Annotated in this window: 16 protein-coding genes, 1 tRNA gene and 2 pseudogenes; 8 read left to right on the forward strand and 11 right to left on the reverse strand. The window is 73.0% G+C overall.

What is annotated here, in order from left to right:
• Positions 1 to 14 precede the first annotated feature (14 nt).
• The 6 genes and pseudogenes from NEH16_RS18975 to NEH16_RS19000 form a co-directional block, all read right to left on the reverse strand.
• A complete protein-coding gene (locus tag NEH16_RS18975) occupies positions 15 to 485 on the reverse strand; it encodes a hypothetical protein (RefSeq protein WP_265543903.1) in 471 nt (156 codons plus the stop codon).
• A 54-nt stretch (positions 486 to 539) separates the two neighbouring features.
• Positions 540 to 1,133: an aminoacyl-tRNA hydrolase gene (gene pth / locus NEH16_RS18980; RefSeq protein WP_265543905.1), complete on the reverse strand. Its 594-nt coding sequence runs from the start codon at positions 1,131 to 1,133 to the stop codon at positions 540 to 542.
• Between the two features lie 104 nt (positions 1,134 to 1,237).
• On the reverse strand, positions 1,238 to 1,825 hold the full coding sequence (locus NEH16_RS18985; protein WP_073968579.1) for a 50S ribosomal protein L25/general stress protein Ctc: 588 nt from the start codon (positions 1,823 to 1,825) through the stop codon (positions 1,238 to 1,240).
• Positions 1,826 to 2,018: 193 nt separating this feature from the next.
• Complete coding sequence (locus NEH16_RS18990) at positions 2,019 to 2,993, reverse strand: ribose-phosphate diphosphokinase (protein ID WP_073968578.1); 975 nt, start codon at positions 2,991 to 2,993, stop codon at positions 2,019 to 2,021.
• A gap of 120 nt (positions 2,994 to 3,113) precedes the next feature.
• Positions 3,114 to 4,561, reverse strand: a pseudogene (glmU, locus tag NEH16_RS18995) (bifunctional UDP-N-acetylglucosamine diphosphorylase/glucosamine-1-phosphate N-acetyltransferase GlmU).
• Positions 4,562 to 4,670: 109 nt separating this feature from the next.
• Positions 4,671 to 4,742, reverse strand: a tRNA-Gln gene (locus tag NEH16_RS19000).
• Positions 4,743 to 4,911: 169 nt separating this feature from the next.
• Here NEH16_RS19000 and NEH16_RS19005 point away from each other — a divergent pair.
• The gene (locus tag NEH16_RS19005) at positions 4,912 to 6,213 is read left to right on the forward strand and encodes a sensor histidine kinase (protein ID WP_265543911.1); all 1,302 of its coding nucleotides are present in this window, start codon (positions 4,912 to 4,914) and stop codon (positions 6,211 to 6,213) included.
• Between the two features lie 104 nt (positions 6,214 to 6,317).
• Here the strand turns inward: NEH16_RS19005 and NEH16_RS19010 are convergent, their stop codons facing one another.
• Both NEH16_RS19010 and NEH16_RS19015 read right to left on the reverse strand, forming a co-directional pair.
• Positions 6,318 to 6,842 carry an SUKH-3 domain-containing protein gene (locus NEH16_RS19010; protein WP_265543912.1) on the reverse strand — a complete coding sequence of 175 codons (525 nt, stop codon included), beginning with the start codon at positions 6,840 to 6,842 and terminating at the stop codon, positions 6,318 to 6,320.
• Positions 6,843 to 6,850: 8 nt separating this feature from the next.
• Positions 6,851 to 7,384 carry a YwqJ-related putative deaminase gene (locus NEH16_RS19015; RefSeq protein WP_073968573.1) on the reverse strand — a complete coding sequence of 178 codons (534 nt, stop codon included), beginning with the start codon at positions 7,382 to 7,384 and terminating at the stop codon, positions 6,851 to 6,853.
• Positions 7,385 to 7,688: 304 nt separating this feature from the next.
• On the opposite strand from NEH16_RS19015, the gene NEH16_RS19020 reads away from it, so the two are divergent.
• From NEH16_RS19020 to NEH16_RS19030, 3 genes and pseudogenes are all read left to right on the forward strand, one after another.
• A complete protein-coding gene (locus NEH16_RS19020; RefSeq protein WP_073968572.1) occupies positions 7,689 to 8,666 on the forward strand; it encodes an SMI1/KNR4 family protein in 978 nt (325 codons plus the stop codon).
• A 5-nt stretch (positions 8,667 to 8,671) separates the two neighbouring features.
• Positions 8,672 to 11,121, forward strand: a pseudogene (locus tag NEH16_RS19025) (SUKH-4 family immunity protein).
• A 194-nt stretch (positions 11,122 to 11,315) separates the two neighbouring features.
• Positions 11,316 to 12,251 (forward strand): cellulose-binding protein, encoded by a 936-nt coding sequence (locus NEH16_RS19030; RefSeq protein WP_265543914.1) that lies wholly within the window; start codon positions 11,316 to 11,318, stop codon positions 12,249 to 12,251.
• A 7-nt stretch (positions 12,252 to 12,258) separates the two neighbouring features.
• Here the strand turns inward: NEH16_RS19030 and NEH16_RS19035 are convergent, their stop codons facing one another.
• Positions 12,259 to 12,714, reverse strand: a complete 456-nt coding sequence (locus tag NEH16_RS19035) for a MarR family winged helix-turn-helix transcriptional regulator (protein ID WP_265543915.1) — start codon at positions 12,712 to 12,714, stop codon at positions 12,259 to 12,261.
• Between the two features lie 149 nt (positions 12,715 to 12,863).
• Here NEH16_RS19035 and NEH16_RS19040 point away from each other — a divergent pair, with 149 nt between their 5' ends.
• Positions 12,864 to 14,321, forward strand: coding sequence for an MFS transporter (locus tag NEH16_RS19040; RefSeq protein ID WP_265543917.1), 1,458 nt, complete (start codon positions 12,864 to 12,866; stop codon positions 14,319 to 14,321).
• A gap of 18 nt (positions 14,322 to 14,339) precedes the next feature.
• On the opposite strand, the gene NEH16_RS19045 is transcribed toward NEH16_RS19040, so the two are convergent.
• Both NEH16_RS19045 and NEH16_RS19050 read right to left on the reverse strand, forming a co-directional pair.
• A complete protein-coding gene (locus NEH16_RS19045) occupies positions 14,340 to 15,209 on the reverse strand; it encodes a haloalkane dehalogenase (RefSeq protein ID WP_265543919.1) in 870 nt (289 codons plus the stop codon).
• 35 nt (positions 15,210 to 15,244) lie between these two features.
• A complete protein-coding gene (locus tag NEH16_RS19050; RefSeq protein WP_265543921.1) occupies positions 15,245 to 15,640 on the reverse strand; it encodes a pyridoxamine 5'-phosphate oxidase family protein in 396 nt (131 codons plus the stop codon).
• A gap of 73 nt (positions 15,641 to 15,713) precedes the next feature.
• On the opposite strand from NEH16_RS19050, the gene NEH16_RS19055 reads away from it, so the two are divergent.
• The 3 genes from NEH16_RS19055 to NEH16_RS19065 all read left to right on the forward strand — a co-directional run bounded on the left by NEH16_RS19055 (position 15,714) and on the right by NEH16_RS19065 (position 20,026).
• The gene (locus NEH16_RS19055; RefSeq protein ID WP_265543924.1) at positions 15,714 to 16,304 is read left to right on the forward strand and encodes a TetR/AcrR family transcriptional regulator; all 591 of its coding nucleotides are present in this window, start codon (positions 15,714 to 15,716) and stop codon (positions 16,302 to 16,304) included.
• Positions 16,305 to 16,661: 357 nt separating this feature from the next.
• On the forward strand, positions 16,662 to 17,450 hold the full coding sequence (locus NEH16_RS19060) for an ABC transporter ATP-binding protein (RefSeq protein WP_265543926.1): 789 nt from the start codon (positions 16,662 to 16,664) through the stop codon (positions 17,448 to 17,450).
• The gene (locus NEH16_RS19065; protein ID WP_265543928.1) at positions 17,447 to 20,026 is read left to right on the forward strand and encodes an ABC transporter permease; all 2,580 of its coding nucleotides are present in this window, start codon (positions 17,447 to 17,449) and stop codon (positions 20,024 to 20,026) included. Before NEH16_RS19060 ends, NEH16_RS19065 begins: the two co-directional genes overlap by 4 nt.
• The last annotated feature ends 159 nt before the right edge of the window (positions 20,027 to 20,185 follow it).

Below are 20,185 nucleotides of genomic sequence, written 5' to 3' on the forward strand. Positions count from 1 at the left end.
GCCCCGTCGCGCGTTCACAGCGCGATGAACGCCGCCACCAGCAGCACCCCGCCCGCGATCCCGGTACCCCAGGCCGTCCGCGTCAGCCGCAGACCCCCGCCGATCACCAGGGCCGCCAGCACCAGCGCCCCGCCCAACGGCACCCACGCGTACAGGAAACCCGGCGCCCCCGTCCGCACCACCTCGTCCGTCCCCGGCTTCACCACCACCGGGAAACGGTCGCCCTTCCGCGCCGCCACCGAGCTGTCCACCGACACCCGCGACCGCGCCGCCGCCCCGTCCACCGGCGCGAACGACCCCGTGCACACGTCGTCACCGCACCCCGTCACCGTCATCGTCCCGTGCTCCCGGCCCTTGGCCAGCACGATGTGGTGCGCCGCGTCCCAGGACGTCAGCACACCCGCCACCAGCAGCACCACGACGACGAGGCCGAGCGCCGCACTGCGGCCGTACACCAGGGCACGGTGGGAGGGGTTCCGCTTCATGGGCCCAGATCCTTGGCCAGAGCCGCACGACCGGTCAAGCCGGGCCCGTACCCCTCAGGTGTTGTACGCGGACTGCGCCCGCTCCAGACCCTCCGCCAGCAGGCACTCCACCGCGTCCGCCGCCCGGTCCACCTCGAACGCCAGCTCCTTGCGCTCCGCCGACGAGAAGTCCTTCAGCACGAAGTCCGCGACCTGCATCCGCCCCGGCGGCCGGCCGATCCCGAACCGCACCCGGTGATAGTCCGCGCCCATCGCCTTCGTCATCGACTTCAGCCCGTTGTGCCCGTTGTCCCCGCCGCCCAGCTTCAGCCGCAGCGTCCCGTAGTCGATGTCCAACTCGTCGTGGACCGCGACCACATGGTCCAGCGGCACCTTGTAGAAGTCCCGCAGCGCCGCCACCGGGCCGCCGGACAGATTCATGTACGACATCGGCTTCGCGACCACCACCCGGCGGCTCAGCGGTCCGGGCGGACCGATCCGGCCCTCCAGTACCTGCGCCTGCGCCTTCGGGGCGCGCTTGAACTTCCCGCCGATCCGCTCGGCGAGCAGGTCGGCGACCATGAAACCGACGTTGTGCCGGTTCGCCGCGTACTCGGGGCCGGGATTGCCCAGCCCCACGATCAGCCAGGGGTCGGTGGCGTCGGACATCGCGCGAAGTCTCCTCGTACAGGGGAAGCGGACAGGAAAACGGGGCGGCGGCTCCCTCGTGAAGGGAGACCACCGCCCCGTCAGTCAAGCAGGCGGGAGAAGGCTCAGGCCTCCTCGCCCGCCTCCTCGGCGGCCTCGGCGGCCGGCTCCTCGGCCTGCGCGGCGACGACCTGGAGCACGATGGCGTCCTCGTCACCGGCGAGCACGGAGCCCTTGGGCAGCGTGATGTCCTTGGCGAGCACCGACGCACCGGCGTCCAGGCCCTGCACGGAGACCGTGACCGACTCGGGGATGTGGGTGGCCTCGGCCTCGACGAGCAGGGTCGCCTGCACGTACTCCAGCAGGTTGCCGCCCGGGGCCAGGTCGCCCTCGGCGTGCACCGCGACCTCGACGTTGACCTTCTCGCCGCGCTTCACGGTCAGCAGGTCGACGTGCTCGATGTCGCCCTTGAGCGGGTTGCGCTGCACGGCCTTGGGGATGACCAGGGCGTCCTTGCCGTCGATCTCCAGACCGATCAGGACGTTGGCGGTACGGAGCGCGAGCAGCAGCTCGTGGCCCGGAAGGGTGATGTGGACCGGCTCGGCACCGTGGCCGTAGACGACCGCGGGGACCTGGTGGGCACGGCGCGCGCGGCGGGCGGCACCCTTGCCGAACTCGGTACGGACCTGGGCGGCGAGCTTGATCTCGGCCATGGCGGCACTCCTCGTGAGGTGACGGAAAGAACGGACGGTCACCCGGCCAACAACTGGCCTGCTACGAAGAGCGCGCCGATAACGGATCGCCGTACATGAGTACGGCCTCCCTCGCCGAGCAACTCGCTGAGTCTACCCGGCGGGGAGGCCGCACCCCAAAGTGGATCAGCGGCGACGAGGTCGCCGCGGGTTCCTACTGCTCCTCGAAGAGGCTCGTGACCGAGCCGTCCTCGAAGACCTCGCGCACCGCGCGGGCGATCGTCGGGGCGATCGACAGCACCTTGATCTTGTCGAGCTCCAGCTCACCCGGCGTCGGCAGGGTGTCCGTGAACACGAACTCGCTGACCTTCGAGTTCTTCAGGCGGTCCGCCGCGGGGCCCGAGAGCACACCGTGCGTCGCCGTCACTATGACGTCCTCGGCGCCGTGCGCGAACAGGGCGTCGGCGGCGGCGCAGATCGTGCCGCCCGTGTCGATCATGTCGTCGACCAGGACGCAGACCCGGCCCTTCACATTGCCGACGACCTCGTGGACGGTCACCTGGTTGGCGACGTCCTTGTCGCGGCGCTTGTGCACGATCGCCAGCGGGGCGTCGAGCCGGTCGCACCAGCGGTCGGCGACGCGCACCCGGCCGGCGTCCGGCGAGACGATCGTCAGCTTGGAGCGGTCCACCTTGGCGCCCACGTAGTCCGCCAGGATCGGCAGCGCGAACAGGTGGTCCACCGGGCCGTCGAAGAAGCCCTGGATCTGGTCCGTGTGCAGGTCGACCGTGAGGATGCGGTCGGCGCCCGCCGTCTTCATCAGGTCCGCGATCAGACGGGCCGAGATCGGCTCGCGGCCGCGGTGCTTCTTGTCCTGGCGGGCGTAGCCGTAGAACGGCACGATCACCGTGATCGAGCGGGCCGACGCGCGCTTCAGCGCGTCGATCATGATCAGCTGCTCCATGATCCACTTGTTGATCGGAGCCGTGTGGCTCTGGATCAGGAAGCAGTCCGCGCCACGCGCCGACTCCTGGAAGCGGACGTAGATCTCACCGTTGGCGAAATCGAAGGCCTTCGTCGGCACGAGGCCGACACCCAGCTGGTGCGCGACCTCCTCGGCCAGCTCGGGGTGGGCGCGGCCGGAGAAGAGCATCAGTTTCTTCTCGCCGGTCGTCTTGATCCCGGTCACAGCACAGTCTCCTCAGACGTGTTCCTGGCGCCGCACGCAGATGTCCCGATGTGCAACGAGCCAGCCGAAATGGGGTGAGCATCTATCACGGTACGCGGTGCTGGACGCACCTGTTTCCGGTCAGCTTTCGCCGGCCGGCCTCTCCTCCGCCGCCTGAGCCGCCTGCGCGGCGGCGCTTCCGGGACGCTTGCGCGCCACCCAACCCTCGATATTCCTTTGCTGGCCCCGGGCCACGGCCAGCGAACCGGACGGTACGTCCTTCGTGATGACCGAGCCGGCGGCGGTGTAAACCCCGTCCCCGACCGTGACGGGAGCCACAAACATATTGTCCGACCCGGTACGGCAGTGCGACCCGATCGTCGTGTGGTGCTTGGCCACCCCGTCGTAGTTCACGAACACGCTCGCGGCGCCGATGTTGGTGTGGTCGCCGATGGTGGCGTCACCCACGTACGACAGGTGCGGGACCTTGGTCCCCTCGCCGATCGTCGCGTTCTTCATCTCGACGTACGTCCCCGCCTTGGCCTTCGGGCCCAGCTTGGTGCCCGGCCGCAGGTAGGCGTACGGGCCCACCGTCGCGCCCGGGCCCACCTCGGCGCCGTCCGCCACCGTGTTGTCCACCCGCGCGCCCGCGTGCACGACGGTGTCCGTCAGCCGCGAGTTCGGGCCGACCTCGGCGTCCTCCGCGAGGTGCGTGGCGCCCAGCAGCTGGGTCCCCGGGTGCACGATCGCGTCCCGCTCGAAGGTGACCGTGACGTCGATCAGCGTCGAGCCGGGGTCGACCACGGTCACACCGGCCGTCATGGCACGCTCGAGCAGCCGCTGGTTCAGCAGCCGGCGGGCCTCCGCCAGCTGGACGCGGTTGTTGATGCCCAGGATCTCGCGGTGGTCGCCCGCCACGGAGGCGCCGACCCGGTGGCCGGCCTCGCGCAGGATCGACAGCACGTCGGTGAGGTACTCCTCGCCCTGGCTGTTGTCCGTCCGTACCTGGCCGAGCGCCTCGGCGAGGAGCTTGCCGTCGAACGCGAACACCCCGGAGTTGATCTCCCGGATCGCCCGCTGCTCGTCGCTCGCGTCCTTGTGCTCCACGATCGCGGTGACCGCGCCGGAGGCCGCGTCGCGCACGATCCGGCCGTAGCCGGTGGAGTCGGGGACCTCGGCGCTGAGCACGGTGACGGCGTTGCCGTCGGCGGTGTGCGTGGCGGCGAGGGCGGCCAGCGTCCCGCCGGACAGCAGCGGGGTGTCCCCGCACACGACGACGACGGTGCCCTCGACGGTCCCGCCCAGCTCGCCGAGCGCGACCCGCACCGCGTTGCCGGTGCCCTTCTGCTCGGCCTGGTAGGCGGTGCGCACCTGCGCGTCGGCGCCGGTGAGGTGGGCGGTGACCTGCTCGTGCGCGTGGCCCACGACCACGACGAGGTGCTGGGGGTCCAGCTCGCGGGAGGCGGCGACGACATGACCGACGAGCGAGCGCCCGGAGATCTCGTGCAGAACCTTGGGGTCTTCGACTTCATGCGGGTGCCCTCACCCGCTGCGAGGACGACGACGGCTGCCGGGCGTACGGAGCTCACGAATAGGCCCTTCGGCTTCGGGTGGTGGACATCCGCAGGATACCGGGGGGTGTCGGGCCGGACATGGGCGCGGGCCCCGACCAGAGTGGTCGGGGCCCGCGAAGCCAGGCTCCCCCGCCAGGACTCGAACCCGGACAGATGGCACCAAAAGCCACAGTGCTGCCAATTACACCACGGGGGAACAAACCCGAGCTAAACGGACATTGGTCCGGATCGCCGGATCGGCACCCAACACTATGCCGTACCAAGCCCCTTGTATGCGACGAGGATGCGGTTGCCCGCGGTGGAACGTGCGACGTGCTGTGCAGGTCACCCGAAAATGGGATGCGGGCGCCCGTACGCTGGATGCCATGACCGCAACGGGGGAAGACCGGGAAGCGGCGGGTCCGACCACCCGTGGCTACTGGTGGTGGGAACGGCGACGGAGCGTCGCGCTGGATGTGGGGCTCGCGCTCGTTTCGGCGGCGGAGTGCGGGCTCGAAGGGGTGGACTTCGCGGGGGACACCGGGCTGCCGGTGCCCTTCGGGGTGGTGTTCGGGCTGATCGCGGGGGCCGTGCTGCTGGTGCGGCGGCGGTGGCCGATCGCCGTGGTGCTGGTCTCGATCGCGACGACGCCCGCCGAGATGGGCTTCCTGATGGGCCTCGTCGGCCTGTACACACTGGCCGCGTCCGAGGTGCCCCGGCGGATCACCGCGGTGCTGATGAGCATGTCCCTGGTGGGGACGTTCATCGTGACGTACGTACGGCTCCGCCAGGGCGTGGACGAGAACGCCGACTTCGGGCCCGGCGACTGGTACGTGCCCATGCTCTCCCTCTTCATGGCCGTCGGGCTGACCGCCCCGCCCGTGCTGTTCGGGCTGTACATAGGGGCCCGGCGCCGCCTGATGGAGAGCCTGCGGGAGCGCGCGGACTCGCTGGAGCGGGAGCTGTCACTGCTCGCGGACCGGGCCGAGGAGCGGGCCGAGTGGGCCCGTACGGAGGAGCGGACCCGGATCGCCCGCGAGATGCACGACGTGGTCGCCCACCGGGTGAGCCTGATGGTCGTGCACGCGGCGGCGCTCCAGGCCGTGGCGCCCAAGGACCCCGCGAAGGCCGTGCGCAACGCGGCGCTCGTCGGCGAGATGGGGCGCCAGGCGCTCACCGAGCTGCGCGAGATGCTGGGCGTCCTGCGCACCGGTGACCCCGCACCGGCCCGGGTGCAGCAGGTGCCCCTGGCCTCCGTGGGCCGGGCGGCCCAGGCCGCGGCGGAGGACGGACCCCGGCTGGAGGAGGTCGAGGCGCTGGTCGGCCAGTCCCGGGCGGCGGGCATGACCGTCGAGCTGTCGGTCGAGGGGTCCGTCCGCGGGTACGCGCCCGAGGTCGAGCAGACGGCGTACCGGGTGGTGCAGGAGGCCCTGACCAACGTCCACAAGCACGCGGCGGGCGCGAAGACGTGGGTGCGGCTGGCGCACCGGGGCGCCGAGGTCGCCATGCAGGTGGAGAACGGCCCCACGGACGCGGCGACCGCCGACGCGGGCCTCCCCAGCGGCGGAAACGGCCTGGTCGGCATGCGCGAACGCGTCCTGGCCCTGGGCGGCGTCTTCGTCTCGGGCCCGACGGACGCGGGCGGCTTCAGGGTTTCAGCGGTCCTCCCGGACGAGAACGGCGCCTGAATCCCGCCCGGCGGTGGGCATTTCAAGCCCGTCCGGCGTTTGCGGACGGAACCCTCGCGGTGGTGACCGCCCGCCCGGTGTGAACCGGCGTCGCCGGAAACCGCTCAGCCCGAGACCAGCCGCTCCGGCTGCAACCCCGTCACCAGCGTCGCCAGCGCCGTATCGATGTCCTGGCCCAGATACCAGTCCCCGGTGTGGTCGATGGAGTACACCCGCCCCGCCAGGTCGATCGCCAGGACGGCCTGCCCGTCCCCCTCCTCGCCGAGCGGCGCGACCTCGGTCGCCAGCGCGCGGCCGAGGTCGCCCAGGGTGCGGGCGAGGTGCAGCCCGCTCAGCGGGTCGATGCGGACGGCCGGCGGCGCGATCTGGCGCCCCGGCGCGGTGGCGGTGATGTGGAGGCCCCCGAACTCCGCCCACGCCTCGACCGCCGCCGGGAAGACGGCGTGCTGGTGCCCGGCGGGCGAGGCGTGCGAGCGCAGGGCGTCGGCCCACTCCTCGGCCTGGCGGATGTCCCAGCGGCCGGGCGCCCAGCCGGCGGCGCGCAGGGCGGCGTCGACGGCGACGGGGAAGCGGGTGGCGGACTGCCGGTCGGGGCCGGTCTGCCGGGGCAGGTCGGTGCGGTCGTGCATGGGCGCGGTCAGCTCTTCTCTGCGGTGGTGGCCGCGCCGCTCGCGGTGAGGTCGACCGGGCGCACGCCGAAGTGGGCGAGCATGACGGCACAGGAGCGGCAGGGCGCCGCGTAGCTGCCGTGCAGCGGGTCGCCGTCCTCGCGGATGCGGCGGGCGGTGAGCCGGGCGTGCTTCAGGGCGCGGCGGGCCTCGCCGTTGGTGAGCGGCTTGCGCTGGGCGCGCTTGGAGCGCCCGGCCTCGGCGGCGGTGAGGTGCCGGGAGAGGAGTATGGCCTCGGGGCAGCGGCCGGTGAACCGTTCGCGCTGCGCGCTGGGGAGGGTGTCCAGGAAGTCCTGGACGAGGTGGTGCAGGACCGGCGGCTGGTCGCCCTTGCCGGCGGTGCAGGTGAGTGTCTCGCCCCGTACGGACAGGGCGGCGGCGACGGCGGGCAGGATGCCGTCGCGGCGCTGGCCGAGCCGGGGCGCGGGGCCCTTCTCGGTGCTGCTCCAGCTGAGTCGCGGGTCCCCGGTCGTGACGGTCTGTGCAGAGTGTGCGGTGTGCATGGTGCTGTGTCCCTCCCGTGCCCGCAGCGGCCGCTGCCTGGTGTGCACGCCCCCGTGTATGCGGGTGACAGCCTGCCAAATGTCGCGGGTCCTGTGAAAGCTGGGTCGGTGAAACGTGTCTGCGTGTCGCGGTCCGGTGGCGCTCCCGTCGCTCGTCCGTCACGCGGTTGTGACGGTTGGTGACGGTTGTGGCCATGGGATGGCGGGGCCGGTCCCCGTACGGGTGACACCGCTTAGGCTGTGCCTGGACCGCCTCCTGGGCAGGTCGGTCCTCATCAGCCAGACGCAGCAGGGGGCAACCGCCATGACGACAGGTCGGCTCGGGCAGCAAGCCGCGCCACCGAACGCGGCCTACGCCGGGCAGGTCGTGCACTTCCCGGACCCGGTCCGGGCGTCCCGTCACCCCAGAGGGGTGCGGATGGACGAGAACGGCTGTCCGGACTTCTCGCCGTACGCGCGCGCCGCCGCGGAGATCGCGGAGCCGCCGCAGGGCTTCGGCGTGGACGAGCTGCGGCTCACGGACTACGTGTCCGCGAACGCGGCGCTGGCCGAGGCCGGGCACGAGCTGTGGGACACGATCCCGCCGGTCGCGACGCCGCACGGCTGGACCTGGCACCACGTCCCGGGCGGCCGCCGGATGGAGCTGATCCCGGTCGAGGTGAAGGCGCTGCTGCGCCACCACGGCGGGCTCGCGTCCACGGAGGTCGACCAGGACAAGCGGGGCACCCGCCCGCTCCAGGAGACGCGCCCCGCGCACTTCCGGCTGCCCAAGGGCGCCGTGGCGGTGACGGAGCAGCAGATCCTGGGCGTCGAGGAGGACCTCGGCTACCGGCTGCCGGGTGCGTACCGCTCGTTCCTGAAGGCGGCCGGCGGTTCGGCCCCGGCCGGCACGGCGCTCGACGCGGAGCTGGGTCTCCTGATCGACCAGCCGTTCTTCACGGTGCGCGAGGAGGCCGCCGTGAACGACCTGGTGTACGTCAACAAGTGCCTGCGCGACCACCTGACGAAGGACTACCTCGGGGTCGCCTTCGTACAGGGTGGTCTGCTCGCGGTGAAGGTGCGCGGCGCCGCCCTGGGTTCCGTGTGGTTCTGCGCGTACGACGACGCCCGGGACCGTGACGGCTGGACGGTGCAGGAGCGGGTGGACCGGCTGCTGCTGCCGTGCGGCGAGGACTTCGACGCGTTCCTCCAGCGGCTGGCGGGCAATCCGCCGGAGCTGGAGACGGTGGCGAACCTGATGGTGGACGGCGGCTTCGCGCAGGCCGTCCCGGTGGAGGGGTGAGCGCGATGGTGACCTTCGCTCAGGCGCAGGAGCGCGCCGAGGAGTGGGTGAACGGCGACGTTCCGGCGTACCAGCACCGCGAGGTGCGCGTACGGGAATTCGAACTCGGATTCGTGGTGTGGGCCGAGGACCGCCAGGACGGACCGGTGTCCGACGGTGGCCGGCAGCGGCTGGTGATCGCGCGGGACAGCGGTGAGGCGACGCTGTGGCCCGGGCTGCCGGTCGGTGAGGTGATCCGGCGGTACGAGGAGGAGTACGGCTCGCAGGAGGAGGTGGAGCCGGCCGCTCCGGCGCCGCCCGAGCGGGTGGACCTGAATCAGACGTCGTTCCTGCTGAGCCCGCCCGAGTGGCTTCAGGAGGCGGCGGACAAGCTGGGCATCCCGGACCGGCGTGCGGAGCGGGACGACACCCCGCCGCCCGCCCCCGAGGCCCCGTCGTCGTTCCCGCCGCCCGCCCCGATCCCGTCGCCCTCGACGTCCTCGCAGGGCGGTTCGGTGGCGTACGAGCCGACCGCTTCGGACGGCGTACCGGCGTCCTCGCTCCAGCCGCCCGTCGGGGCCACGCCGTGGGCGGGCACCGATGTGAACGCGGACTCGGACGACGCGGAGGTGGCGCTTCCGGCGACGGTGTTCGCCCCGCCGCTGTCGGGCGCCGACGACGAGGAGGAGCTGCCTCCGGTCGTTCCGGCGGACGCGCCGACGGCGTTGATGTCGGGCGGCAGCGCGCTGCCGAAGACCGCGATCGCGCCGAGCCTGGGCGGCGAGCGCCCGCCGGTGGGGCCGCCGGTGCCGGGCCCGCCCGTGCCGGGGACCGCCGTGCCCGGTCCGCCGGTCCCGGGGCAGCACACGCCCCCGCCGGCCCAGCACACCCCGCCCCCGCCCCCGCTCAGCACACCCCGCCCCCGGGGCCGGGGACATCGCCGACGCCGCGACCAGCAAGGCGGCCATCCCGCCCCGCTCCCCGCGCGGGGCACGCCTCCGCCGCCGCCCGGTGCCCCCGGCACCCCGGGCGCCCGGCCGGGTGCGCCGGTGCCGCCGCCCTCGGGCCCGGGTGCGCCCGGCGCGCCCGCGGGCGGCTATGTGCCGACGCAGCTCGTGTCCCAGCTGGGCCCGCCCGGCGCCCCGCAGCCGCCCGGTCCGCCGACCCCGCCGCCCCCGGCGGGGTGCACCACGCGGCCACGATGTTCGCCGACCCGAACGCCTCGTCGGGCGCGGGCGTCCCGCAGCCGCCCGGCCCGCCGGGTGTGCCGGGCGCGCCCCAGCCGCCCGGTCCGCCCGGGGTCCCCGGTGCGCCCGCCGGGCAGCAGCCACCTCCGCCGCCGGCGGCGACGCCTCCGCCCGGCCCGGGCGGGGTGCACCACGCGGCGACGATGCTCGCCGGGCCGTCGCAGGCCGGTCCGGCGGCGCCGCAGCCGCCGGGTCCGCCGGGTCCGCCGGTGGGCGCGCCGCCCGCGTACGGCTATCCGCAGACGCCGCCCGGTCAGCCGACCGTGGGTCCGGGCTACCAGGCGGTGCTGCGCTTCCGGGCGCCGGACGGCAGTGAGCAGCAGCTGATCCGCCGCTCGGCGCCGGGCACCCCGCACCCGGAGTGGCAGATGCTGCACGAGCTGCGGGCGATGAACGTGCCGCCGCAGCAGGTGATCGAGCTGCACACGGAGCTGGAGTCCTGTGAGCTGCCCGGCGGCTACTGCGCCCGGATGATCCGGGAGACCTGGCCGCAGGTGCGGATCACCTCCGTCGCCCCGTACGGCACGGATCACGCGAGCCGGCAGCAGGGCATGCAGCATCTGCTGACGCACCAGGGCGAGCTGCACCAGGTGGCGGACGGCCCGGCGCGGCCCGCGCCGGTGCGGGCGCCGCTGCCGCAGATGCAGCCCGCGCCGCCGGTGCCGCCGGAGGCGCTGGCCGAGGAGATGATGCAGACCTTCGGTCCGCAGGGTGTCCTCCGCTTCGACCAGCGCGCGGTGTCCCGGCAGGGCGTGCCGGAGATCGTGGCGCGGACCCTGGTGTGGGCGGGTCTGCCCGCCGACTTCGGGCCGTTCTTCTGGGCGCAGCCGGGTCAGCCGGTGGTGCCGACGCTGGCGGAGCTGGCGGCCCAGCGGCAGGTGCAGCCCGCGTCGGACGCGGGGTCGTATCTGGTGATGGGCTCGGACTTCGGCCGGGCGATCTGCGTGCAGTACGGCACCGCGCACATCGTGGCGGTGCCGGTGGAGGCGGGGCCGGGCGGTGCGCCGGTGCCGCCGCAGTTCGTGAACACGGGGCTGCCGGAGTTCGTGCGGTGCATGGCGCTGCTGGGCCGGATGTGGCGGCTGCGGTACGGGCTGAATCCGGAGCAGGCGGGGCGCTGGACGGTGGACTTCCAGGCGCAGCTGGTGGCGCTGGACGCGGCGGCGCTGTCGTCGCCGGAGAGCTGGTGGTCGGTGCTGCTGGAGCAGATGTGGGACGGGCTGATCTGACCGTTCCGTGTGCGAGGCGCGGTGCCCGGTCCCTTTCGGGGTCGGGCACCACGCCTTTCCCGTGTGTGATGCCGGTCGCTTCCGTCCGGAAAGCGCCGCATCGATTCGGACTTCCCGACCAATTGCCGCATCCTTGACGTCGTGCTCGATGGCCGGAGCACCGCAGCCGGGATGATCGGAAAGAGGCGTCAGGGATGAGTTCTGCACCGGGGTCCGCGTACGGGTTCGTCGGTGTACGGGGTCGTGGGTACCGCCCGGAGCAGGTGGACCGCTTCGTGGCGGAGCTGTCGGCCGAGCGGGACGGGGCCGAGGCGCGGGTGGCCCGGCTGACGGAGCGCGCGGAGGAGCTGGCGGCGGAGTCGGCCCGGCTCGACGAGGCCGTGGCGCGGCTGGCCCCGCCGGACTACGGGCCGCTGGGGGAGCGGGCGCTGCGCATCCTGGCGCTGGCGGAGGAGGAGGCCGGGGCGCTCCTGGGCGCGGCCCGCGAGGAGGCGCAGGCGCTCCGGGACGAGGCGGACGCGGCGGCCCGGGCGCTGCGGGACGCGGCGCGCACGGACGCGGAGGCGGTCCGGGCGGCGGCGGAGCGCGCGGCCGGTGAGCTGGTCGCGGCGGCGGAGACGGCGGCCGGTGAGGCGCTGGAGGCGGCGCGTACGGAGGCGGCGGGGCTGCGCGAGGAGGCGGAGTCCGCGATGGCGGCGACCCGCAGCCGTACCGCGAGCGTGCTGGCGCACCAGGAGCAGGAGCACGCCGAGCGGCAGAAGGCGGCCGAGCGGGAGCTCGCGGACGCCGAGGCGGCGCAGGCGGCGGAGCACGCCGGGCTGCTGGAGCGCGCGGAGGCGGACCTCGCCGCCGCGCGCCGGGCCCGGGCGGAGGCCGAGGAGGCCGCGCGGCACGGCCAGGAGGACGCGGAGGCGCGGGCCGCCGAGCTGATCGCGCGGGCGCGGGTGCGCGAGGAGCGGGTGGTGCGGGAGACCGAGCGCATCCTGCGGGAGCACGAGGAGGGCCGCGAGGAGGTCCAGGCCCACATGGCCCATGTGCGCAGTTCGCTCGCGGCGCTGACGGGGCGGGGGTCCCCGGCGGCGGAGCCCGCGCCGGAGACGGAGTCCGCGCGGGAGCAGGCGCGCGGCTGACGGGTCCTCAGGGGCGGGGCCAGGGGCGGCAGGAGAGCCGTTCGATGCTGCTGTTGAAGCGTTTGAGGTAGCCGGCGAAGGCCGCGATGTCCTCGTCGGGCCAGTCGCGCATGACCTGGTCGAGCGAGCGCACGACGCGTTCGCGCTCCGCGTCCAGCAGCCGCGCGCCCTCGTCCGTGATGCGGAACTTCCGGGCCATGCCGCCGTCGGGGTCCGGGATGCGTTCGGCGAGCCCGGCGCGGGCCACGGCGGCGGTCTGGCGGTTGAGGGTGGAGGCGTCGAGGCCGAAGGCGTCGCTGAGTTCGCCGTTGGACATGGGGCCCTGGACGCGCAGCCGGCTCAGCAGGATGTACGCGCTCCGGTCCAGGAGGGCGTACTTGTGGCGTCCGCCGCGGTGGTCGGCGAGGCTGTGGCGGCCGAGCAGCATCTGCTCGTACTCCACCTCTTCCGTGGGCCTGGGCATGGCGACGGCCTCCTGCTTCTGCTGCTCGTGGGCGGCGGCTCATTCTCGCATGCAGTGTGTACGTGGCACATAATGTGTATGACACATTGGGCATGTACGATGCATGTCGCTGTCCCGGCAGGCGGGACCACGCCCCAAGGAGCCCCCTCATGGATGCCCCCCAGCCGACGGCGAGGTCGGGCGCCGTCGTCGCCACCCTGGCCTTCGCCGGCACCGTGGCAGCGGTCATGCAGACGCTGGTCACGCCCCTCATCGCGGAACTGCCCACGATCCTGGACACCTCGTCCTCCAACGCGGCCTGGGTCATCACCGTGACCCTGCTGGTCTCCGCGGTGTGCGTGCCGGTCTCCGGCCGGCTCGGCGACCTGCTCGGCAAGCGGCGGATGCTGCTCGCCTGCTCGGTGCCGCTGATCGCGGGCTCGGTGGTCTGCGCGCTCTCGTCCTCCGTCGTCCCGATGATCGTCGGGCGCGGGCTCCAGGGCATGGGCATGGGCATGGTCCCGCTCGGGATCGCCCTGCTGCGCGACGTCGTGCCGCCGGAGAAGATGAGCTCGTCCATCGCGCTGGTCAGCGCCTCGCTCGGGATCGGCGGCGCGCTCGGCCTGCCGATCGCCTCGGCGGTCGCGCAGTACGCCAGCTGGCGCGTGCTGTTCTGGGGCTCGGCCGTGCTGGCCGTCGCGATCTCCGCGCTGATCTGGGCCCTGATCCCGGACGTCCCGGCGGGCGCCAAGGGGCAGCGCTTCGACGTGCCCGGCGCGCTCGGCCTGGCGGCCGGCCTGGTCTGCCTGCTCCTCGCCGTCTCGAAGGGCGCCGACTGGGGCTGGGCCTCCGCGACGACCATCGGCCTGTTCGCCGCCGCCGTGGTGATCCTCCTCGCCTGGGGCCTCTGGGAGCTGCGCACCACGGACCCGCTGGTCGACCTGCGTACCACCGCCCGCCCCCGGGTGCTCATCACCAACATCGCGTCGCTCTTCGTCGGCTTCGGCATGTACGCGGGGATGCTGATCGCGCCCCAGCTGCTCCAGTTCCCCGAGGCCACCGGCTACGGGCTCGGGCAGACGATGCTCCAGGCCGGTCTGTGGATGGCCCCCGGCGGCATCATGATGATGGTCGTCTCCCCGTTCGGCGGGAAGCTCACCGACGCCCGCGGCCCGAAGTTCACCCTGATCTCCGGCGTCCTCGTCATCGCCGCCGCCTACGGCCTCGGCATCCTGCTGATGGGCTCCGCCTGGGGCCTGATGCTGTTCCTCATGGTCAGCAGCAGCGGCGTGGGCCTCGCGTACGGGGCGATGCCCGCCCTCATCATGAGCGCGGTCCCGGCCTCCGAGACCGCCGCCGCGAACGGCTTCAACACCCTGATGCGCGCCCTCGGCACCTCGGTCGGCGCCGCCGTGATCGGCGCGGTCCTCGCCCAGATGACCACCGAGGCGGGCGGCTACACCTTCACCTCCGAGTCCGGTTTCCGCACGGGCCTGGTCTTCGGCTGCGGTGTCGCGCTGGTCGCGGTCGCGATCTCCGCCTTCATCCCGGCGGTACGGGGCTCCGCCGCGTCTTCCGGTACGGCGGACAGCCCGGCCGCCCCGGAGACGGCGGCGGCCAAGGGCTGACCCGTTCCCGGACCGGCCTCAGGTGCCCAGGCCGTGGCGTGCCGCCCACGCGGAGATCGCCGAGGCCAGCTCCTGCGGCCGGTCCTCCGGGGTGTGGTGCCCGGCGAGGCCGCCCCGGAAGACCTCCAGGCCCGCGATGTTCGCCTCGCACCAGGCCACGGTCGCCGCGTCGGTCATGGCGCCCGGGCCCGGCTCGAACGCGGCCAGCAGCTTGGGCACGTCGGGGCTCGCGGCCAGCCAGGCGTCGTACCGCTCGATCCGGGCCACGACGTCGGCGGGCTCGCCGTCCAGCGGCATCATGCGCGTCCACGCCAGGACGGGGCGCCGGCTCTCCGGGGTCGGGAAGGGGCGGCGGTAGGCGTCCAGGTCGGCGGGGTCGAGCGGGGTGGCGAGCGTGGCCGGCAGCCCCTCGATGAACGCGTTCTGCTCCAGGACCATGCGCTCGCCCACCCCGGGCGTCCGGAGCAGCGTGAACAGCTCGCGTCCGGCGGGCGGGAACTCGTCCCCGTACAACGGCTTGACGATCGTCTCCGTGAAGGCGAGCCCCCGGACGGTTCCGGGGAGGCGGGCGGCCCGGTCGAAGGCGAGCGCCCCGCCCCAGTCGTGGCCGATCAGCACGGCCGCACCCAGGCCGAGCGCGTCGAACCAGGCGTCCAGATGCCGGGCGTGGTCCTCGAAGGAGTAGGCGAGCGGGGGCTTGCCGGAGCCGCCCATGCCGATGAGATCGGGGGCCAGCAGCCGGCGGCCGGGCGCGGCCACCCCCGGCAGGACGTCCCGCCAGAGGTGCGAGGAGGTGGGATTGCCGTGCAGGAAGACGAACGGCAGACCGTCGGGGTCGCCGGACTCGCGGTAGTGGACGGTGGAGCCGAGGACGGGAACGGTGGGCATGACGGCCAGTCACATCGCTTTCTGGTTCATGGACTTCATACGTTGAGGACGAGCGCCCGGTCGACGGCGATCTCGACGACCACCAGGTCCGGCACCTCGGGCGGGGCCGCGCCGTACCGGGCGGTGTAGCGGCGTACCGCCTCCGCCAGGCGTACGGGATCGGCGGTCACCGAGGCCCGGCCCTCAAGGGTCGTCCAGCGGAAGCCGTCGGCCTGGCAGAGGGCGACCCGGGCCGCCGGGCCGCCCGCCGACACGTTGCGCGCCTTGCGGGCGGAGGCCCTGGTGGCCACCCGGGCGAGGCCGGTGGCCGCGTCGAAGGTGAAGCGGACCGGGGCGACGTGCGGAGTGCCGTCGGGGCGCAGCGTGGTGAGCGTGGCGGCGAGCGGGAGGGCGAGGAAGTCGCGGGCCGTGGCGGTGAGCGTGATGCGCATGGTGTGGGTGACCCCTCGTGCGGCGGTGGGACGCCCTTGACTGTGCGGATCACGCGACGCAGGCTCAACGCTGATGAATAACGCCCCGGCCGCCCCCACCCGGTCCCGTGGCCGCCCCCGGGGCAATCCGCCGATCCGTGAATCGCTCGTGGCGGCGGCGCGTGAGCTGTTCCTGGAACGCGGCTACCGGGCGACCACGCTGCGCGCCGTGGCCGGTGCGGCGGGGGTCGACCCGGCGCTGATCGCGTATCACTTCGGGTCCAAGAAGGGCCTGTTCGCGGACGTGATGCAGTTCCAGTGCGCCAACGCGCTCTCGGTGGACGAGGTGCTGGGCGGTGACCCGGCCACCCTGCCCGGACGGCTGATCGACGCGGTGACGGGCCTGTGGGAGGACGCCGACTTCCGGCGCCTCTCGACCCGGGGCGAGACCGCCGCCGAAGTCGTCCGCGAATACCTGGAACAGGAGCTGCTGCGGCCGCTCGTTGAATTTCTCGGCGGCCCGGACGCGACCGCCCGCGCCACCGCCGTGGTGACCGTGCTCGGCGGGATCATCTACACCCGCTATCTGAACCCCCTCCCCACCCCGGCCGCCCTCACCCCGGCCGAGACCCGCGCCGCCCTCACCCCGGCCGTCCGCGCGGCACTCGCGCCCCGGAGGCGGTAGGACCCCGTCCCCACCCCGGGGTGTGGGACCCCTGGGTGCAGTCCCTGAGACCGGGGTCCACCCGGGGGCCCAGCCCCTAGGGGTAGCTCCTTACAGCGGGCCAGGGGCCGTTCCTCCCGGTGGAGGACGTGCGGGGGCGGGCTCTCTCCGTAGCGTGTTCGTCGTACCGCAGACGCACGGCGGTACGTACCTCAGACGCACCGCACACGCGCCGCCGGAGGGCGGACCACAGGGGACGGGGTGGGGAAAACCCCACCGGAAGACTGCGCTGGGCACCAGCGCGCCGGACCCCCTCCCCACAGCAGACTTCACAGCAGACGGCGACAACCCGTCGCTGACCGACATAGGAGAAAAACCGTGACAACGGCTGTAACCATTCCCAGGCACGGGGGCACTGGAGGGCGTACGGCCGTGGCTGCGCGGGCGCGGCAGGTCGTCAAGGCGTACGGGAGCGGGGAGACCCGGGTCGTCGCGCTCGACCACGTCGACGTGGACATCGCCCGGGGGCAGTTCACCGCGATCATGGGCCCGTCCGGTTCCGGCAAGTCGACGCTGATGCACTGCCTGGCCGGCCTCGACACCGTGACGTCCGGCCAGATCCACGTCGCCGACACCGAGATCACCGGGCTCAAGGACAAGAAGCTCACCCAGCTCCGGCGCGACCGCATCGGGTTCATCTTCCAGGCGTTCAACCTGCTGCCGACGCTGAACGCGCTGGAGAACATCACGCTCCCGATGGACATCGCGGGCCGCAAGCCCGACGCCGCCTGGCTCAACCAGGTCGTGGAGACCGTCGGCCTGGCCGGCCGCCTCAAGCACCGGCCGACCCAGCTCTCCGGCGGCCAGCAGCAGCGCGTCGCGGTGGCGCGGGCCCTCGCCGCCAAGCCGGAGATCATCTTCGGCGACGAGCCGACCGGGAACCTGGACTCCCGGGCCGGCGCCGAGGTCCTGAGCTTCCTGCGCAGGTCCGTGGACGAGCTGGGCCAGACCATCGTCATGGTCACCCACGACCCGGTCGCCGCCTCCTACGCGGACCGCGTCCTCTACCTCGCCGACGGCCGCATCGTGGACGAGATGCTCAACCCCACCGCCGACCAGGTGCTGGACCGCATGAAGGACTTCGACGCGCGCGGGCGGACGTCATGACCGTGTGGAAGACCTCGATGCGCAACTTCCTCGCGCACAAGGGACGCATGGCGCTCTCCGCCGTCGCCGTCCTGCTCTCGGTGGCCTTCGTCTGCGGCACGCTCGTCTTCACCGACACGATGAACACCACGTTCGACAAGCTCTTCGCCGCCACCTCCGCCGATGTCACCGTCAGCCCGAAGAAGGCCAAGGCGGACGACGTCCCGGAGAACGGGAAGCCGGAGTCGCTGCCCGCCTCCGTCCTCGCCGAGGTCGCGAAGGCCGACGGCGTCAAGGAGGCCGAGGGCGGCGTCTCCAGCGCGGCCGTCACCGTCGTCGACCGCCACAACGAGAACATGGGCTCCGAGACCGGCGCCCCCACCATCGCCGGCAACTGGACGCGGAACGACCTGCGCTCCATGGAGATCACCTCCGGCCACGCCCCGCGCGGCCCGACCGAGATCATGGTCGACGCCGACACCGCGAAGAAGCACCACCTGAAGATCGGCGACGAGCTGCGCACCATCGCGGCCACCGGCGACATCACCGGGAAGATCAGCGGCATCGCCACCTTCAAGGTGACCAACCCCGGCGCGGCGATCGTCTACCTCGACACCACCACCGCCCAGCGCGCGCTGCTCGGCGCCCCCGATGTCTTCTCGCACCTCTCCGTCACCGCCGAACCGGGCGTCAGCGACGCCCGGTTGAAGCAGAACGTGGCGCGGGCGCTCGACGGCTCCGCCGCGTACAAGATCCAGACGCAGGACGAGGCGGCCGCCGAGAACAAGGACTCCATGGGGTCGTTCCTCGACGTCATGAAGTACGCGATGCTCGGCTTCGCCGGGATCGCCTTCCTCGTCGGCATCTTCCTCATCGTCAACACCTTCTCGATGCTGGTCGCCCAGCGCACCCGCGAGATCGGCCTGATGCGGGCCATCGGCTCCAGCCGTGAGCAGGTCAACCGCTCGGTGCTGCTGGAAGCGGTGCTCCTGGGCGTCTTCGGCTCCGTCCTCGGCGTGGGCGCCGGCATCGGGCTCGCCGTCGGGCTGATGAAGGTCATGGGCGCGGTCGGCATGGAGCTGTCCACCGAGGACCTGACCATCGCCTGGACGACCCCGGTGGTCGGGCTCGCGCTCGGCATCATCGTCACCGTCCTCGCCGCTTACATCCCGGCCCGCCGGGCCGGCAAGGTCTCCCCGATGGCCGCCCTGCGCGACGCCGGTACCCCGGCGGACGCCAAGTCCGGCTGGGTCCGGGCCGGGCTCGGCCTCGTGGTCACCGGCGCCGGCGCCGCCGCCCTGTGGGCGACGACGCGGGTGGACGAGGCGAGCGACGGCTCCGGCCTCCTCGGCCTGGGCGTCCTGCTGACGCTCGTCGGCTTCATCGTGATCGGCCCGCTGCTCGCCGGAGTCGTCGTACGGGCGCTGAGCGCCGTCCTGCTGAGGTTCTTCGGGCCCGTCGGCCGGCTCGCCGAGCGCAACGCGCTGCGCAACCCGCGCCGCACCGGCGCGACCGGCGCGGCCCTGATGATCGGCCTGGCCCTGGTGGCCTGCCTCTCCGTGGTCGGCTCGTCCATGGTCGCCTCGGCCACCGACGAGCTGGACAAGTCGGTGGGTGCGGACTTCATCGTGGAGTCGGCCAACGGCCAGCTGATCGTCCCGCAGGCCGCCGAGGCCCTGGCCTCCGCCCCGGGCATCGAACACCTCACGCACTACAAGGTGCTCGGCGCGAAGCTGACCGGCCCGGACGGCAAGGCGTCGGACGAGCACGTCACGGCGGCCGACCCGACGTATGCCCAGGACGTGCGCCGCGAGGTCCTCTCCGGCGACCTGGACAAGGCGTACGGCAAGGACGCCATGTCGGTCGGCGAGGAGTACGCCACCGCGCACCACGTCGAGGTCGGTGACACGATCACCGTCGCGTTCAAGGGGGGCGACACGGCGAAGCTGAGGGTCGCCGCGATCACCTCGGACGAGACCGCCCTCGACCAGGGCGCGATGTACCTGAACACCTCGACCGCCCAGCGGTACGTCCCCGCCGACAGGATGCCCCAGAACATGATCATGTTCGCCAAGGCGAAGGACGGCCAGGAGGACGCGGCGTACGCGGCGCTGAAGAGCTCGGTCGCGGACTACCCGCAGTACAAGGTGCGGAATCAGGCCGACTTCAAGGAGAACCTGAAGGACCAGATCGGCCAGCTGCTGAACGTCGTGTACGGCCTGCTCGCCCTGGCGATCATCGTCGCGGTGCTCGGTGTGGTGAACACCCTGGCGCTTTCGGTGGTGGAGCGGACCCGCGAGATCGGCCTGATGCGCGCCATCGGCCTCTCCCGTCGCCAGCTGCGCCGGATGATCCGGCTGGAGTCGGTGGTCATCGCCCTCTTCGGCGCCCTGCTCGGCCTCGGGCTCGGCATGGGCTGGGGCACCTCGGCCCAGAAGCTGCTGGCCCTGGAGGGTCTGGGCGTCCTGGACATCCCGTGGCCGACGATCATCACGGTGTTCGTCGCCTCCGCCTTCGTCGGACTGTTCGCGGCCCTGGTCCCGGCCTTCCGGGCGGGCCGGATGAACGTCCTGAACGCGATCGCCGCGGACGGGTGAGACACCCTGCCGCCCCGACCGGCCCCGGCCCGCTCCTCGGAGCGGGCCGGGGCCGGTGCGTGTGTGGCCTGTGGGCCCCCTGCCGCGCAGCGGCGCCCTTCCCGGAGTCGTACGCTAGTAACCCCCGGCCCGTCACACGTGTCGGGCCCTTCGCGTTGC

The organism is Streptomyces drozdowiczii (assembly GCF_026167665.1).
Taxonomy (GTDB): domain Bacteria; phylum Actinomycetota; class Actinomycetes; order Streptomycetales; family Streptomycetaceae; genus Streptomyces; species Streptomyces drozdowiczii_A.